Below are 15,858 nucleotides of genomic sequence, written 5' to 3'. Positions count from 1 at the left end.
ACGGCCGCGCCCACCAACACCCCCACCAAGTCGGCGGCCCCCAACATGCCGCCCGCCCCCCCCCACTCGGCCGCCCCGGGGGGCCCGCCCCCCGCCCCCGGGCGCGGGCCACGCGCGTCCACCCTGCGGGTGGGCTGTGCCCCGCCGGGGGCGCGGGGAACCGCGCGCTCGGCCACCGGTGGTGGCGCGGCCTGGGAACCGGCCCCAGCGGGGCAGATGCGGTGGTCTTCGGGCTGACATCCCGGTGGGGGCCGGCCGCGCAGTTCCCCGCGCCCCTAAAAACATGCCCTTGCGCGATGGCAGCGCACTTTGCCGGTGCCGTGACGGGGCGCGCGACCGTTCACGGGTGCGGGAGGGCGGATTTGACCGGGCCGGAGGCCCTCCGTAGTCTTGACCTTCGGCGTTTGTGCGCCCACTTCTGAGCAAATCCCTCCCGGTCCGCCGGGAGAGGCCCCCCGCGCACCATCGGGACGGCTGGCATCAGGGGTCCGATTTCAAGAGCGAGAGAGTGAGATCCGCGTGTACGCAATCGTGCGTAGCGGTGGTCGTCAGCACAAGGTGGCTGTCGGCGACATCGTTGAGGTTGACAAGATTCCCACGGGCAAGGTGGGCGACGCGATCGAGCTCTCGACGCTGCTCGTCGTCGACGGCGACGCCGTCACCAGCGACCCGTGGGTGCTGGCCGGTGTCAAGGTCGAGGCCGAGATCGTGGACCACCACAAGGGCCAGAAGATCGACATCCTGCGCTACAAGAACAAGACCGGCTACCGCCGTCGCCAGGGTCACCGCCAGCAGTACACGGCGCTGAAGATCACCGGCATCCCCACGGCTGCGAAGTAAGGGACTGAGGAGAGATGGCACACAAGAAGGGCGCATCGTCCACTCGGAACGGTCGCGACTCCAACGCTCAGCGGCTCGGCGTCAAGCGCTTCGGCGGCCAGGTCGTCAACGCCGGTGAGATCATCGTCCGCCAGCGCGGCACGCACTTCCACCCCGGCTCCGGCGTCGGCATCGGCAAGGACGACACGCTGTTCGCCCTCTCCGCCGGTGCGGTCGAGTTCGGCACCAAGCGTGGGCGTCGTGTAGTGAACATCGTTCCGGCCGCCTGATCCAGGCACCGTAGAGCGACACAGTTTCACCTCCGAGGGCGGACCTCGCTTCCCGACCAGGGAAGCGGGGCCGCCCTCGGCGTGTTACGTCTTGGAACGCGTGAAAGCGCGCGTACCGCACCACCCCGTGCACATCCGCACCACCCCGTACGTATCTGGAGGAATGCCATGACCACCTTCGTGGACCGCGTCGAGCTGCATGTCGCCGCGGGTAACGGAGGCCACGGCTGCGCCTCCGTTCACCGGGAGAAGTTCAAGCCGCTGGGCGGCCCCGACGGCGGGAACGGCGGCCGGGGCGGCGACGTGATCCTCGTCGTCGACCAGGACGTCACGACGCTGCTCGACTACCACCACAGCCCGCACCGCAAGGCGACCAACGGCAAGCCCGGCGAGGGCGGCAACCGGTCGGGCAAGGAGGGTACGGACCTGGTGCTGCCGGTGCCCGACGGCACGGTCGTGCAGGACAAGGACGGCAATGTGCTGGCCGACCTCGTCGGCCAGGGCACCACCTTCATCGCGGGCCAGGGCGGTCGCGGCGGCCTCGGCAACGCGGCGCTGGCCTCGGCCCGCCGCAAGGCGCCCGGCTTCGCGCTGCTCGGCGAGCCCGGTGTGGCGCGGGACATCGTCCTGGAACTGAAGACGGTCGCGGACGTGGCGCTGGTCGGCTACCCGAGCGCGGGCAAGTCCTCGCTGATCTCGGTGCTGTCGGCCGCCAAGCCGAAGATCGCCGACTACCCGTTCACCACGCTGGTGCCCAACCTCGGTGTGGTGACGGCCGGTTCGACCGTCTACACGATCGCGGACGTACCGGGTCTGATCCCCGGCGCCAGCCAGGGCAAGGGCCTCGGCCTGGAGTTCCTGCGGCACGTCGAGCGCTGCTCGGTGCTCGTGCACGTGCTGGACACCGCGACGCTGGAGTCCGACCGCGACCCCGCCAGCGACCTCGACATCATCGAGGAGGAACTGCGGGCGTACGGCGGCGGGTTGGAGGACCGGCCGCGGCTGATCGTGCTCAACAAGATCGACGTGCCCGACGGGCGCGACCTCGCCGAGATCATCAGGCCGGAGCTGGAGAGCCGCGGCTACCAGGTCTTCGAGGTGTCGGCCGTCTCCCACGAGGGGCTGCGCGAGCTGTCGTTCGCCCTGGCGAAGATCGTCGCCGAGACGCGGGCCGCCAAGCCGGTGGAGGAGTCCACCCGCGTCGTCATCCGCCCGCAGGCCGTCGACGACGCCGGGTTCACCGTCACCCACGACGGCGAGAGCCTGTACCGCGTGCACGGCGAGAAGCCCGAACGCTGGGTCCGCCAGACCGACTTCTCCAACGACGAGGCCGTCGGCTACCTCGCCGACCGCCTCAACCGCCTCGGCGTCGAGGACGCCCTCCTCAAGGCCGGCGCCAACGCCGGCGACGCCGTCGCCATCGGCCCCGACGAGGACGCCGTCGTCTTCGACTGGGAGCCCAGCATGGCCGCAGGCGCCGAAATGCTCGGCCGCCGCGGCGAGGACCACCGTTTCGACGCCCCCCGCGCCGCCGTCACCCGCCGCCGCGACAAGCAGGCCGAGCGCGACGACGCCGAAGAGGAGTACCACGGCTTCGACCCGTTCAAGTAAACGCGCGACCGGCCCCCTGGGAAGGGGGCCGGTCGGGGTGGGTCAGGCGTCCGCGTGGGCCGGGGAGGGGCGGTTCGGGTCGGGCTCGGCGAGCGCGGACGGCGGGGTGAGGATGCGGCGGCTCAGCAGGTAGGTGAAGGGGATGGCGGCTGCCGCGGCGGCCAGCGGGGCGATCTTGTCGTTCATGCCCGCCCACTCCACGAGGGCGTAGACGCCGACGCTCGTGACCACGTAATTGGTCAGGTTGGTCAGCGGGAAGAGCAGGAACTTCCGCCAGGTGGGCCGCGTCCGGTACGTGAAGTACGTGTTCAGGAAGAACGACCCGATCATGCTGAGCACGAACGCCAGGGTGTACGCGGCGAAGTACGGCATCCACGGGTGCAGGGCCAGGTAGAAGCCGTAGAAGGTGGCGGTGTTGACCCCGCCCACGAGGGCGAACCGCACGATCTGGAGCAGTTGCGGTGAGCGGGTGCCGGCCAGGCTCAACGGATCTCCATCCGGGGCAGCGACGCGCTCGTCGGTGCGGCGCCGGCCTGCCGTGCCACCCCGAAGGCCCGCGGCGCGTTCGTCTCCTTGACCAGGAAGTGCGGCCGTCGCTTGGTCTCGTAGTAGATGCGCCCAATGTACTCGCCTATCAACCCCAGCATCAGCATCTGGAGCCCGCCCAGACCGACGACGGCGACGAGCAGCGTCACATAACCGGGCGCGTCGGGCCCCTTGATCATCGCCATGACGGTGACGACCACGGCATACGCCGCCGCGACGGCACTGAGCGCCATTCCCAGATAGATGGCCAGCCGCAGCGGCCGGTTGTTGAACGAGATCAGCCCGTCCATGCCGTAATTGATGAGCGCGCCGAAGTGCCACTTCGTCTCGCCCGCCTCCCGCGCGGCATTGCGGTAGTCGAAGGTGACGGTGTCGAAGCCGATCCAGGAGAAAAGGCCCTTGGAGAAGCGGTTGTACTCCGGCATCGCGAGCAGCGCGTCGACCGCGCGCCGCGACAGCAGCCGGAAGTCCCCGACGCCGTCGGTCAGTTCGACGTCCACCCACTTGTTGATCATCCGGTAGTAGAGCCGACTGGCGGCCGTGCGCAGCTTCTTGTCGCCCTCGCGGGTGCGCCGCGCGATCACCTGGTCGTGCCCGGCGCGGTGCAGCTCCAGCATGCGCGCGATCAGCTCCGGCGGGTGCTGGAGGTCGGCGTCCATCACAACCACCGCGTCCCCGGTCGTCTCCTTGAGCCCGGCCAGGATGCCCGCCTCCTTGCCGAAGTTCCGGCTGAAGGACACGTATCGCGTGCTCGCCTCGCGGTTCTCGGCCAGGGCCCGCAGCCGCTCCAGCGTGCGGTCGGAGCTGCCGTCGTCGACGTAGCACAGCTCGTAATCGACGGAGAGCGCCGTGAGGGTCTCCCGGATGCGTACGTCGAAGAGCTCGATCACGGCTTCTTCGTTGTAGCAGGGAACTACGATCGACAGTCGCATGAGATCACTTTCGGCGCCGTACGCGGATGCAGGGCGGATGCGGTGCGGATTCAGGGCGAGCGCTGGGTAAGTGCTGAGTGAGTGCTGAGTGAGTGCTGGGCGAGTGCGGTCCCGGCGGACGGATCCGCACGTGATCCCGCACGCTCTGCGTCAGCGTAGGACGGCCCGTGGCCCTGCTTTGGGCGCCGAACAAGGCGTCGGGGAAAGTTACGCGAAGCGCCCTTGCGGCTCAATGAAGAATTCACCCAACGATGGGCAACCGAATTCCTGATTCCGCATTACGTGTAACGTCGCGCGCGGCCGGAGTTCCGGACAGGTATACCGCACGCGGCCCCTTGGAGAACGCAAGGCATACTTGAGGTATCGGCCCGGACCACCGTACGGGCCGTCGTCGTACGTCAACGGCCCGCGTCGCGGCGGGCCCCGCAATCGATGAGGAGCCGCCCGCCGTGCGTAATCCCGAGGCACCCCGACTGCTGGGGGTCTACCGACGAGCAGTACCGGAGAGCGCCCGACGGAAGATCGCCTCCCGCGTCGACTCGGACTTGCGCAAGCAGGTGAAGCTGCGCATCGCGGGCGCGACCGCTGCCGCCGAGCGGGCCAGGGCGGCCAGGGTCGGCAAGCGCCACCAGGCGCTGGTGGACCGTCCGGACCGCACGGTGATCACGGTCAACCGCGAGGCGAAGGTCGCGCTGATCGTCCCCGGCGTGACCCCGCTGGCGGCCCGCAGGGCCAACCTCGACGCGGTCCTCGGCTGCCTGTCCGCCGCCGGTCTCGACCACTTCTGCGTACGGGGCCGCTCGCACACCGCCTCGGCCGTGGCCGTCCACGAGAGCGACCGGGAGGCGGTGCTCGCCGCGCTGACCGCGCTGTGCGCCGAGGAGCCCGGCTACGTGACCGCGGTCAAGGGGAACTCCCCGGTGCCCGAGGAGTCGCTGCCGGGCTACGAGCAGCCGTCCTGGCGCCGTCTGGCGGGCGCCGGGGTCTTCCGCCTCACCTGGTACCGCACCGACGAGAGCAAGGGCCTGGCGCTCGGCACCCGCTACGGCTGCGACATCGAGTTCTGGCGCGAGGAGGACGGCGCGCTCGTGGCGCCGCGCCCCGGCAAATTCGCCGAGGCCGTCCCCGCCGACGCCAAGACCGTGCAGGCGCCCGAGGCGTTCTTCACCGACCTCGCGCCGCGCGACACCGGCGCGGGCCCGCGCTTCGAGGTCCGTACCCGCGAGCACTTCGCGATCCACACCACCGACGAGATCCGCTTCCCGGTCGACGTCGTCTACACCTGGGTGGACGGCGCGGACCCGGCGTGGCTGCGCCGCCGCGCGGACTTCACCGGCGCGGCGTACCACGACGAGGCGGCCAACGCGGCGCGCTACCTCAGCCGTGACGAACTGCGGTACTCACTGCGCTCGTTGCACATGTACGCGCCGTGGGTCCGGAAGATCTTCCTGGTCACCGACGACCAGACGCCGTCCTGGCTGAAGACCGAGCACCCCGGCATCGAGGTGGTCAGCCACCGGCAGATCTTCCGCTCGCCCGGCTCGCTGCCGACCTTCAACTCGCACGCCATCGAGAGCCAACTGCACCACATCGAGGGCCTGTCGGAGCACTTCCTGTACTTCAACGACGACGTGCTGCTCGGCAACGAGGTGACGCCGCAGGACTTCTTCCTCGCCAACGGCCTGACGAAGTTCTTCCCCTCACCCGCGCTGGTGCCGCTGGGCGAGAAGACGGAGGCCGACCCGCCGGTCGCGGCGGCCGGGAAGAACAACCGGCGGCTGATCGAGGAGCGCTACGGCGCCGTCCTCGTGCAGAAGATGAAGCACATGCCGCACGCCCTGCGGCGCAGCGTCCTGGACGAGATCGAGGACGAGTTCGCCGCCGAGTACCGGCACACCGAGTCCAGCCACTTCCGCAGCATGGACGACATCTCCGTCGCCTCGTCGCTGCACCACTACTACGCCTTCCACACCAGGCGCGCGATCCCGTCCAACGACCTGCCGTACACCTACCTGGACCTGACCCACCCCTGGACCGAGACGCGGCTCGGCCGGTTGCTCGCCAACCGCGACAAGACCGTCTTCTGCATCAATGACACGGTCTCCACGGAGAACGACGCGACCGGCCAGAAGGACCTGATCACCCCGTTCCTCGACGCGTACTTCCCGGTGCCGAGCCCCTTCGAGAAGGAGTAGCCCGGCACCGGGCGGGCTGTCGCCGGCGCCTGCCCCGTTCAGTCCCGCTCGAAGCGGGACTTCACGGGGTAGTAGGCGTTGAGGAAGGCGTACATCACGCGCGCCTGCTCCTCGGCGGGCACCTCGGCGTCGGGCGACTCGCCGATGCAGAAGACATCGTAGTTGCGGGACGCGAGCAGTCGGCCGAGCACCGAGTGGTGGTCGTAGTTGCCGACGTTGACGTAGCTGCACGAGATCCTGCCGGGCGCGCAGCGGCCGGTCAGGTAGCCGTAGTGGTGGTGCAGCGACGACGTGATCGACAGGTCGCTGTTGCCGCGGAAGGGGTTGGCCGCGGTCCTGGCCACCTCCTCCGGGAACCTCTCGCCGATCTCCGCGAGCACGCTGCGGCGCAGCGCGTGCGGCGTGTGCAGGAAGCTCTGCGTGGCGGTCCGTCCGAAGGCGTCCTCCAGCAGCTTGCGGTTGTTCTTGGCCGCTGCGAAGTAGCCCTCGTCCTCGTCCGACGGCTCGGTCGGCGGTACGGCGGTCGGCGACCGGAAGAAATTCGCCATGCCGTTGCTGAGGAAGAACAGTTCGGGTGTGACCGGGCGGCCCATGAAGACGTCGTCGTTCAGATAAAGGAAGTGCTCGGACAGGCCCTCGATCCGGTGGATCTGGCTCTCGATGGCGTGCGAGTTGAAGGTGGGCAGGCAACTCGGGTCGGCGAAGATGTCCCGGTGGCTCACCACCTTCACATCGGGGCACGACGTGTCGAGCCAGGGCGGCACCTGGTCGTCGGTCACCAGATAGATGTTGCGCACCCAGGGCGCGTACATCTCCAGCGACCGCAGTGAGTAGCGCAGTTCGTCACGGTTGCGGAACCTCACGTCGCCGTTGTCGACGTCCGTGTTCTCCGAGACCGGCAGTCCGCGTCGGCGGCGCGCCTCGTTGCGGCGGTCCTGCCATGCGGTGTCGTCGCCGTCCACCCAGGTGTAGACGACGTCGATGGGCTGGTCGACATCCCACATCAACTGCTTGGTGAACTGCGAGAGCGTCGGGTAGTCCCGCTCGCCCACCCGCAGCTTCGCGGTGGGTTCGAGGGACGGCAACCGGCGCCCAAGGAGCGTCGTCGCCCGTGGGGTGGAACGCCAGCCGTCTTCCTCGTCGACGGACCAGAACTCCACGCTGCAGCCGTACGCGGGCCCGTAGCGCAGGGTACGGCTGCCGGTGACCACCGGCTTGAAGATCCGCAGCCCGGCCACCTCGCCGACGTCCCGCAGCCGTTCCGCCAGCACCGCTCCGGGCGCGGCGCCACGCGGGGAGATCAGCTCGGCGTAGACCGCCTTGCCGTGCAGGGCGGTGGCCAGCGCCTCAAGCACCCGGGGCCGTTCCTCGACCGGTACCGCGAGCCGGTGCTGGACGCCGTCGGCCCGCAGCAGGACGTACGGAATGCCGACGTCCTCAAGGACGGTGGCGCTGATCTCCAGGTTGGTCGCGAGCATTTGGGGCCCGTTGACGTCGTCGCGGACCTCGGCGAGCCGCCCCGCGGAGCGCACCAGCTTGCGGTCCTGCGCCTGGATCATCACCTCCCGGGCCTTCTGCTCGTCGGTGGAATTCGCCAGCGGCGAGACGGGCGCGGCCACGGTGAAGTTGCGCGTGCCGCCCGCCACCACCCGCAGCGCCGCCCGGTCGGCACGTCGTCCCAGGCGCTGCGGGTTGTCGCGCTCGGCCACCAGCCGGGTGAACAACTCCTCCCAGCGGGCGGTGATGTCCTCACCGCTGAAGCGCTCGTAGACGCCCTCGCGCGCCGCCTTGCCGAAGGCGTGCCGAGTCTGCTCGTCACCGATCAGCCGGGCCATCGCCTCGGCCAGCAGGTCGATCTCACCGGGCGGCACCAGCAGCCCGTCCACGTCGTGCCTGATGATCTCGGCCGGGCCGGTGACGATGTCGTAGGCCACTACCGGCACACCGGCGGCGAACATCTCCAGGAGCACCAGCGGGAAGGCTTCGTTGCGCGAGGGCAGGACACAGAGCCCGGCCTTGGCCCACTCCTCGTCCATCTGCTGCGAGCGGCCCACCAGTTCGACCCGCAGTTGCAGGCCGAATCCCTCTACGAGCTGGCGCAGCCGCACTTCCTGTGGGCCGTCGCCGAATATCCGGAGCTTCCAGTCGGGGAAGTCGCCGGAGATCTGGTGGAACGCCTGGATGGCGTGGTTGAGCTGTTTCTCCGGGGTCATGCGGGCGGCCAGCACGATGACCTTGTTCTGGAGGTCGGAGCGCGGGCGGTAGCCGTCGGACACCGCGTTGGGAATGGTGACGAGCTCGGGCGCCGCGTCGCCGAGCGAGTCGGCGAACCAGTCGTTCGTGCGCTCGGTCAGCGACACCAGGGCGTCGATCCGCGGGCCGTACACCAGCAGCGGTTCACCGCCTACGCCGCGCAGTTGGGAAGCGCGGTGCTCTTCGTGCACGGTCACCACACGGGCCGGAGCCAGTTCCGCGGCGGCGGCCATCAGGGCCGGGGAGGTGGTGATCAGCACATCGCAGTCGAGCGCGGGCAGCGCGGCGGTCATCTCGATGTCGGAGAGCTGGTCGAAGGTGTTCTCCCAGACCGGCTTGATCAGTTCGCTGGGCAGCGACTGCAGCGTCCTGCACGCTTCCTCGTCCAGCGTGCTGCGGCGTACCGGACGCCCGTAGGCGCCGGTCCTGTCCACCAGGTAGCGCCGCTTGATCTGCTTCGCCTCCGCGAAGAACGGCTCCAGGCGGGTCTTGAAGACGCTCAGCACTTCGACTTCGTGCCGGGCGGAGAGATGGATCGCCTGGGTGTAGGCGGCCATTTCCGTGCCGCCCATCTCGTCGCCCCAGGTGAGCAGAAATGTGATCTTCATGCGTCCTCGTTGGTTCCGATGGCCGCGCAGGCCACCGCAAGGGCACCGGCAGGCGTGAGATAGACGTGCGCACGGGTCAAGGAACCGTCGTCCAGGGCGATGATGCGAAAGGGAGTCCGGAAGACCTGCTTGGGATGACGCACCTGGGTGAGCCGCTTGGCGACCTTCAGCTTGGCGCGCCCCCCGCGCAGTTGGACGTCCCAGGTGCGCTGGACGCCCGGACCGTCGGTCATGGCTCGCAACGGCAGGTCGAAGGTGAAGTTGTCGCCGTCCCAATCGAGCGCCGCCGAGACGGATTTGTTGGCTCCCCGGCGTACGACCTCGGCGGTGTACTCGGTCACCGGGTGCCGTGCGGCCAGCAGCCGGCCGTGCACGGTCACCCGGTCCCAGAGCAGGTCGAATCTGACGAGTTCGGCCTGGTGGGCGGGGGCTGTGACCTTGAGCATGGCGCGGCCGTCCACCGAGCGCACCGGCCGGAAGACCGCGCCGCTGGACTCGGACGGCGAGGTCGGGAGCATCGGGCCGTGCACCGCGGCGAACGCCAGGGCGGCCAGGTCGGATCTGGTCTCACGACCGCCCTCGTCCGTGACGACGACACAGAACCGCCAGAGCCCCGCACTGAGCAGCAGCCCGCGCCCCGTGTCGTTCTCACCTTCGGTGTACCGCAGCGGTACCGTCGCGGTGAGCAGCAGGGACGTGTCGGACTCCGGCTCCAGGGCGAGGTCGACACTGACCCGATGGTTGCCGTGGATCAGTTCGAGGCGGGCCGCGGAGGGGTCGGCGGTGTGCCGGGAGACGGGCACCGCGAGGTTCAGCGTGCGGCCGCCGAGCACTGAGAGGTGGACCGGGGTGATCATCGGTCGCGGTCTGATGCCTGTACCGAGTGCGGGCACAGTGTTCATCCGCTCGACCTTGCGGCGGGCTCGTACCGCCAGGGTGCGGGCGCGCTTTACCGCGCCCACCGCGTAGGGCAGGAGCGAATCACTCACGGCGCACGTGTCTCCCATTCTCATTGGTCAGCCAACGCATCCTGTCAAGGATGCCAAACATCAGCAAGTTGGCCGAATGTTGCAATTCCTGACCATGGCTGTTCACCTGCGGGCCAATCGAATGTGTGAAGTGGATCACTGGTTCCGCCGGAGCCGTGTCACTGCCACCCGCTGTGAGTCGAGGCGGTGGAAATGATCGCACAGCGGGTGAACGCGGCGGGAACGCCGAGTCGATTCCCGGAGTCGTCCGTGCGGTCCCGCTTGCCGTGCGCGCCCTGGGCGGCGGCTCGGTCCGGCAGGTCTTCCCCGTGGCCGCCGTTGGTAGGGTTCGGCCATGACCTGGATGATTACCGGCGGCGCTGGTTATATCGGTTCGCACGTTGTCAGGGCGCTCGTTGCCGATGGACAGCAGGTGGTCGTCGTCGACGATCTGAGCACCGGAGATCCCGAACGCCTGCCGGCCGGTGTGCCGTTGGTGCGCGGCACCGTCCTGGACCGGGCGCTGCTCGACCGGACGCTGGGCGAACACGACGTCCGGGGCATCGTGCACATCGCGGCGAAGAAGCAGGTCGGAGAGTCCGTCGAGCGCCCGCTGTGGTACTACCGGGAGAACGTCGAGGGTCTGCGGACCGTACTCGAGGCCGCCGTCGAGGCGCGGGTGCAGCGCTTCGTCCTGTCGTCTTCCGCGGCCGTATACGGAATGCCCGACGTGGACCTGGTCACCGAGCAGACCCCGTGCGAGCCGATGAGCCCGTACGGCGAGACCAAGTTGGCCGGCGAGTGGCTGGTCACCGCGGTCGGGCGGGCGCACGGGGTGGCCACCGCGTCGTTGCGCTACTTCAACGTCGCGGGCGCGGCCGCCCCTGAGCTGGGCGACCCGGGGATCTTCAACCTGGTGCCGATGGTCTTCGACCGGCTCTCCCGCGGCCGGACTCCGCTGATCTTCGGCGACGACTACCCGACGCCGGACGGCACCTGCATCCGCGACTACATCCACGTCGAGGACATCGCGTCCGCGCACGTCGCCGCCGCCCGCCGGCTCACCGAGGACTCGAAGGCGGCCCTGGTGCTGAACATCGGCCGGGGCGAGGGCGTCTCCGTGGCAGAGATGGTCGGCATCATCCAGGAGATCTCGGGTCACACCGGGATCGCCCCGGAGGTCACCGCGCGTCGGCCCGGCGACCCGGCCAGGGTCGTGGCGTCCGCCGACGCGATCGGCAGGGAACTGGGCTGGAAGGCCGTCTACGACGTGCGCGAGATGGTGGCCTCGGCCTGGGCGGGCTGGCAGTTGCGACACCCGGAGTAACCGGGGCGCGCCATTCCGATTCGGGGAGTCGGACTCACTCACGGTGAGTCCGGCTCCCCTTTTTCATGCGGCTGACCAGCCGGTTCCGCAGGTCAATGCATTCCGGCCTTTTCGGCTTTTGCTTCCGGTACTTGCCTGACCCGGACATGTGATGACGGTCACATCAAAGCGAAGAAACCCCGGCTCGAAATTGTCCCTCTTGTGCAGCGGGTGGTCGAAATGATCACACGAGAGGTGAACGGAGCCGGAACGTTGGACCGAATGCTGGAACAAGCAAGCAGGGGTCCCGGACGCCGGGTCGTGGTGGGTTCGATGGCGGGCGCACTCGCGGCGGCCACGGTCGCGGGTTGTACGGGTCGGAGCACCGCGGCCAAGCCGAGGATGACGGGAGCGCCGGTCGTCTTCGGGCCGCCCCCGACCGGCGGTGTACTGCCCGCCTCCGCGCGGGTCACCTTCGGCGCCCCCGCCGCACCGCTCGTGATGCAAGTGGTCGCGCACCCCGACGACGACCTGTACTTCATGAATCCGGACACCGCCGCCACCCTCGACCGTCATGTGCCGGTCGTCACGGTCTACGTGACCAGCGGCGACTCCTTCGGCGTGAACCGCGCCCCCGGCCACCCGCGCCCGCTGCCGAACGTACCCGCGTACGTCTCCGCGCGGCAGCAGGGGCTGCGGCAGGCGTACGCGCGGATGCTCGGCGCGGAGATCTTCACACCGTGGACGCGTACCGCGCTCGCCCTGCCTCACGGCGGCGCCGCCGAGGTCAACACCCTCGAACACGACGGCAGGCGGGCCGAGTTGGTCTTCCTGCGGATCGACATGCACACTCCGGTGCGCGGCGGCGGCACCTTCGGCATCGACAAGCTCTGGGCCGTGGACGGGACGGTACGGACCGTACCGCTGCCCGACGGCCCGGTACGCGCCGCCCACACCTTCGACCGGCAGACGCTGATCGACGCGCTCGCCTTCCTGTTCACCACCTTCCGGCCGACGCTGATCCGCACCATGGACCCCGACCCGGACATCCAGGTCCACAACGCGCGGTACCCGCGCGACAGCGACCAGGTCGGCTACTCCGACCACCGTGACCACACCGCCACCGCGCTGTTCACCTGGCGGGCCATGGCGCAGTGGACCGAGAAGGCCGCGGCGAGCGGCGGCCCGGTCCCGACCTTCCTCACCGAGGCCTACCGCGGCTACTACAACCAGCGCTGGCCGCACAATCTCCCGCAGGCCACCGTCCGCTTCAAGGCGGACGTGCTCGATGTGTACGGCGGCGCTCCGGGCTGGAAGTGCGGCGACACCGGCGGCTGCGGTGACTACAGCGTCGGCCAGGGCGACGCGCTGAAGTCCCCGCGCGGCTGGGTCCGCAGCACCCACTACCGCTACCCGACCTCTGGTCCGCAGGCGGTGGCCGCCAAGGACGGCAGGCTCACCGTGTACGGCGTGCTCGGCACCCGGGCCGCCCGCTGGACCGAGACCGCGCCGGCAAGCGGACACTGGAATGCGCCTGAGGACCTCGGCGGGGGCCCGCTGACCCCCGCGCTCAGCGTCGTCACCGACAAGCACGGCCACCATCTGCTGTTCGGCCTGCGCTTCTCCGGTCTGTCGGCCGCGCCGGGCGACAACACCCGGGAAGTCGTGGTGCTCGACCAGCAGGTGGGTGCCTCGGGCAAGTCCGCCGGCGAAGACGGCGACCGGGCGATCCGGGGCTGGCGCAGCCTCGGCAGCCCCGAGGCGAATCCGGTCCGCGGCCGCAGGGTCGGGCCGCCGACCGCTGTGATCGGCAAGGACGGCCGGATCCACGTCTTCGTCCGCAACGCCTCCAAGGGTCTGAGCACGCGGGTCCGCGACGCCTCCGGTCAGTGGTCGCCGTGGCAGCAACTCGCCGGCGGCCAGGTCCAGGAGGGACTGACCGCGACCGTCGACCACGACGGCCGGATCCACGTCTTCGCCGCGGGCCACCAAGGGGTCCACCAGTGGACTCAGTCCACCCCGAGCGCCGAACTGGTCGGCCGTCCCCTGCGGCACACCGGCGTGCCCGGCGAGGTGCCCGAAGCGGTGACCGCGGCGGACGGTTCGCTGCTGCTGGCCTTCCGCAGGCCGGAGACCGCCGAGATCGCGGTCGAACGCCTCACCGCGGGACGGCATGGTCGCTGGATTCCGGCCTCCGCCGTGCGCGACGCGGGCTTCGGCCCGGTCGCCCTGCTCAGCGGTCGGGGCGCGGAGACCAACCCGCTGCTGGCCGTACGCGCCGACTTCGGCAACGCGCTGCTGGTGCACGGTGAATACGGCAAGGGACCGGCCGCCGCCACAGCCAGTACCCCGACGGAGCCCTTCGCGGTCGGCCGCCCCGACGTGCTCGTCGCGGGCACCGACCGTACGGCCCTGGTCTCCTTCACCGTGAACGCCACCCCGGGCGTCACCCGCGTCCACGGCACCGGCACGTTCACCCAACTGGCCACGAGATAGCACGGGTTGTCGGCCGTGACGCGCGAGGGCGCCCGCACCGGATAGGTGCGGGCGCCCTCGTCCGTCCACTCAACAGGCGGCGGACACCACAGGACGTCTCAGAACAGGCGGCTGTAGCCGTTCCAGCCGCCGCCCTGCTTCACCGGAGCCTTGAACTGGCCCGTGCCGGTGGAGCTGTAGCTGAACAGATTGCCGCTGGCGTCCACACCGAGCAGGTCGGCGCGGCCGTCACCGTCCATGTCGCCCGGCGACGCCAGCTTGTTGTAGCGGTTCCAGCCCGTGCCGATCTTCACGCGGGTCTCGAACGGGCGGGAGCTGACGCCCGTCCCCTTGTACAGGTAGAGCGTGCCGTCGCTGGTGCGCGCGACGATGTCCGCCAGGCCGTCACCGGTGAAGTCACCGGCGCCCACGATGGCGTTGTACGCACCCCAGCCGGGACCGACCAGCAGGCGGCCGGTCAGCGCCGCGCCGTTGCCCTGGCCCCGGTAGAGGTACAGGTTGCCCGAGGTGTCACGGGCCAGCAGGTCGCCCTTGCCGTCACCGCTGAGGTCACCGGGGCCGACGAAGAGGTTGTAGCCGCCCCAGCCGGTGGCCAGCGGGCTGCTCACGTCGGAATCCAGGTTCCATAGGTTGGTGCCGTCCCGGAACAGCAGGTCGGCGTACCCGTAGTCGCCCAGCGACGAGGCCAGTGCGAAGGTGCTGTACCCCCCCGAGCCGCCCGACACCTGCTGGCGCGCGGCGAGCGTCCCGTTGTTGTTGGTGTAGTACCAGTAGAAGGTGCCGCCGGTCGACAGGCCGTAGAGCTCCTTCTTGCCGTAGGCCGGGTTGGAACCCGCGCCCGCGAACAGCTCCACGTTCCAGTCTTTGTAGCCGCCCTGCTTGGGCGCGAAACCGCCCGCGCCGTTCTGCCGGTAGATGTAGAGAGTGCCATTCGTGGCCCTCGCCAGGACCGAGCCGTCACCGGTGCCGACGAGCTGGTTGTACGCGTTCCAGCCCGTGCCGATGGCGACGCGGGCCGCGTACGGACCGGCGGCGTTGCCCGTACCGGCGTAGAAGTACAGCGTGCCGTCCGTCTTACGGGCGATCAGGTCGCTGATGCCGTCGCCGTTCATGTCACCGGGGCTGGTGAGCTGGTCGTACTGGTTCCAGCCGGAACCGACGAGCACCTTGCCCTTGAACGGAGCGGAAGCGTTGCCGGTGCCCTCGTACAGATAGAGCTGACCGGCCGGCGTGCGCGCGACGATGTCGGGCTTGCCGTCCCCCGTGATGTCGTCGGTCGCGACCAGCTTGTTGTAGACGTACCAGCCGGTGCCGGTCCACCGCGCGGCGCCGTTGGGGAAGCTCCCCGCCCCGAAGTACGACAGGCGGCCCGAGTTGGTCAGCGCGAGGATGCCGGTGCCCTGCCCGTCCAGGCTGCCCGGGGTGAGGACGTCCTTGTACAGGGTGCCGTCGCTGCTGGCGCCGAGGTCGCCGTCGTCGTCGTTGTCCTTGGTGAGCAAGTTGTAGTAGTGCCGGTTGTTGCCCCGGTAGAGCTGGTCGGCGTAGCCGTCCCCGTCCGGGTCGTACCGCAGCGGCCCCGCCGCCGCCTTCGTGGAGTACTGCTTGGCCTGCTTGGGCAGCGTGAGCGTCGGCGCGGGCCCGCTGGGCGCCGTCGGCCGGGTGATCCTGTGCTGCGGGCCGCTGTCGGCCTGCGCGTTCGTGCTCAGCGCCAGAGCGCCGAGAGCGAGGACGCCGGTGGTGCACACCGCGACGAGGCGGCGGCGCTTGGAAAAGCGCACCGGCTGTGCTTCGGACACAATCCCCCCTGGGATGTGAGTGTGATGAATGCCGAACC

General features: G+C 69.7%; 11 protein-coding genes. 6 read left to right on the top strand and 5 right to left on the bottom strand.

The annotated features are described in order from the left end of the window. Positions 1-519 precede the first annotated feature (519 nt). From rplU to obgE, 3 genes are all read left to right on the top strand, one after another. Positions 520-840 carry a 50S ribosomal protein L21 gene (rplU, locus tag ABZX65_RS33755; protein WP_355348975.1) on the top strand — a complete coding sequence of 107 codons (321 nt, stop codon included), beginning with the start codon at positions 520-522 and terminating at the stop codon, positions 838-840. Between the two features lie 14 nt (positions 841-854). Continuing rightward, on the top strand, positions 855-1,109 hold the full coding sequence (gene rpmA / locus ABZX65_RS33750; protein ID WP_031514533.1) for a 50S ribosomal protein L27: 255 nt from the start codon (positions 855-857) through the stop codon (positions 1,107-1,109). Positions 1,110-1,277: 168 nt separating this feature from the next. Beyond that, positions 1,278-2,720: a GTPase ObgE gene (obgE, locus tag ABZX65_RS33745; protein ID WP_355348971.1), complete on the top strand. Its 1,443-nt coding sequence runs from the start codon at positions 1,278-1,280 to the stop codon at positions 2,718-2,720. A 42-nt stretch (positions 2,721-2,762) separates the two neighbouring features. On the opposite strand, the gene ABZX65_RS33740 is transcribed toward obgE, so the two are convergent. Together ABZX65_RS33740 and ABZX65_RS33735 are read right to left on the bottom strand one after the other, a co-directional pair. Next, complete coding sequence (locus ABZX65_RS33740) at positions 2,763-3,206, bottom strand: GtrA family protein (protein ID WP_355348968.1); 444 nt, start codon at positions 3,204-3,206, stop codon at positions 2,763-2,765. Then, positions 3,203-4,198, bottom strand: coding sequence for a glycosyltransferase family 2 protein (locus ABZX65_RS33735; RefSeq protein WP_355348965.1), 996 nt, complete (start codon positions 4,196-4,198; stop codon positions 3,203-3,205). Before ABZX65_RS33735 ends, ABZX65_RS33740 begins: the two co-directional genes overlap by 4 nt. Positions 4,199-4,647: 449 nt before the next feature. Between ABZX65_RS33735 and ABZX65_RS33730 the strand changes: the two genes are divergently transcribed. Next, positions 4,648-6,393, top strand: a complete 1,746-nt coding sequence (locus ABZX65_RS33730) for a stealth family protein (RefSeq protein WP_355348962.1) — start codon at positions 4,648-4,650, stop codon at positions 6,391-6,393. 38 nt (positions 6,394-6,431) lie between these two features. Here ABZX65_RS33730 and ABZX65_RS33725 read toward each other — a convergent pair whose 3' ends face one another. Together ABZX65_RS33725 and ABZX65_RS33720 are read right to left on the bottom strand one after the other, a co-directional pair. After that, positions 6,432-9,254: a stealth conserved region 3 domain-containing protein gene (locus tag ABZX65_RS33725; protein ID WP_355348959.1), complete on the bottom strand. Its 2,823-nt coding sequence runs from the start codon at positions 9,252-9,254 to the stop codon at positions 6,432-6,434. Next, positions 9,251-10,243 (bottom strand): hypothetical protein, encoded by a 993-nt coding sequence (locus ABZX65_RS33720; protein WP_355348956.1) that lies wholly within the window; start codon positions 10,241-10,243, stop codon positions 9,251-9,253. Before ABZX65_RS33720 ends, ABZX65_RS33725 begins: the two co-directional genes overlap by 4 nt. Before the next feature lie 334 nt (positions 10,244-10,577). On the opposite strand from ABZX65_RS33720, the gene galE reads away from it, so the two are divergent. Then, positions 10,578-11,549, top strand: coding sequence for a UDP-glucose 4-epimerase GalE (gene galE / locus ABZX65_RS33715; RefSeq protein WP_355348953.1), 972 nt, complete (start codon positions 10,578-10,580; stop codon positions 11,547-11,549). A gap of 261 nt (positions 11,550-11,810) precedes the next feature. Next, complete coding sequence (locus tag ABZX65_RS33710; protein WP_355348951.1) at positions 11,811-14,024, top strand: PIG-L family deacetylase; 2,214 nt, start codon at positions 11,811-11,813, stop codon at positions 14,022-14,024. Positions 14,025-14,122: 98 nt separating this feature from the next. Here ABZX65_RS33710 and ABZX65_RS33705 read toward each other — a convergent pair whose 3' ends face one another. Continuing rightward, a complete protein-coding gene (locus ABZX65_RS33705; protein ID WP_355348948.1) occupies positions 14,123-15,820 on the bottom strand; it encodes an FG-GAP-like repeat-containing protein in 1,698 nt (565 codons plus the stop codon). Positions 15,821-15,858: the final 38 nt, after the last annotated feature.

Source organism: Streptomyces sp. NPDC003300 (assembly GCF_040610915.1).
GTDB lineage: Bacteria > Actinomycetota > Actinomycetes > Streptomycetales > Streptomycetaceae > Actinacidiphila.
Note: the sequence above shows the minus strand (reverse complement) of the source record. Positions and strands in the feature narration are given on the sequence as shown.

Bases quoted from the DNA above. Each gene is read 5' to 3' on its own strand.
- rpmA (WP_031514533.1), top strand. From the start codon at position 855: ATGGCACACAAGAAGGGCGCATCGTCCACTCGGAACGGTCGCGACTCC.
- obgE (WP_355348971.1), top strand. From the start codon at position 1,278: ATGACCACCTTCGTGGACCGCGTCGAGCTGCATGTCGCCGCGGGTAAC.
- ABZX65_RS33735 (WP_355348965.1), bottom strand. From the start codon at position 4,198: ATGCGACTGTCGATCGTAGTTCCCTGCTACAACGAAGAAGCCGTGATC.
- ABZX65_RS33725 (WP_355348959.1), bottom strand. From the start codon at position 9,254: ATGAAGATCACATTTCTGCTCACCTGGGGCGACGAGATGGGCGGCACG.
- galE (WP_355348953.1), top strand. From the start codon at position 10,578: ATGACCTGGATGATTACCGGCGGCGCTGGTTATATCGGTTCGCACGTT.
- ABZX65_RS33710 (WP_355348951.1), top strand. From the start codon at position 11,811: ATGCTGGAACAAGCAAGCAGGGGTCCCGGACGCCGGGTCGTGGTGGGT.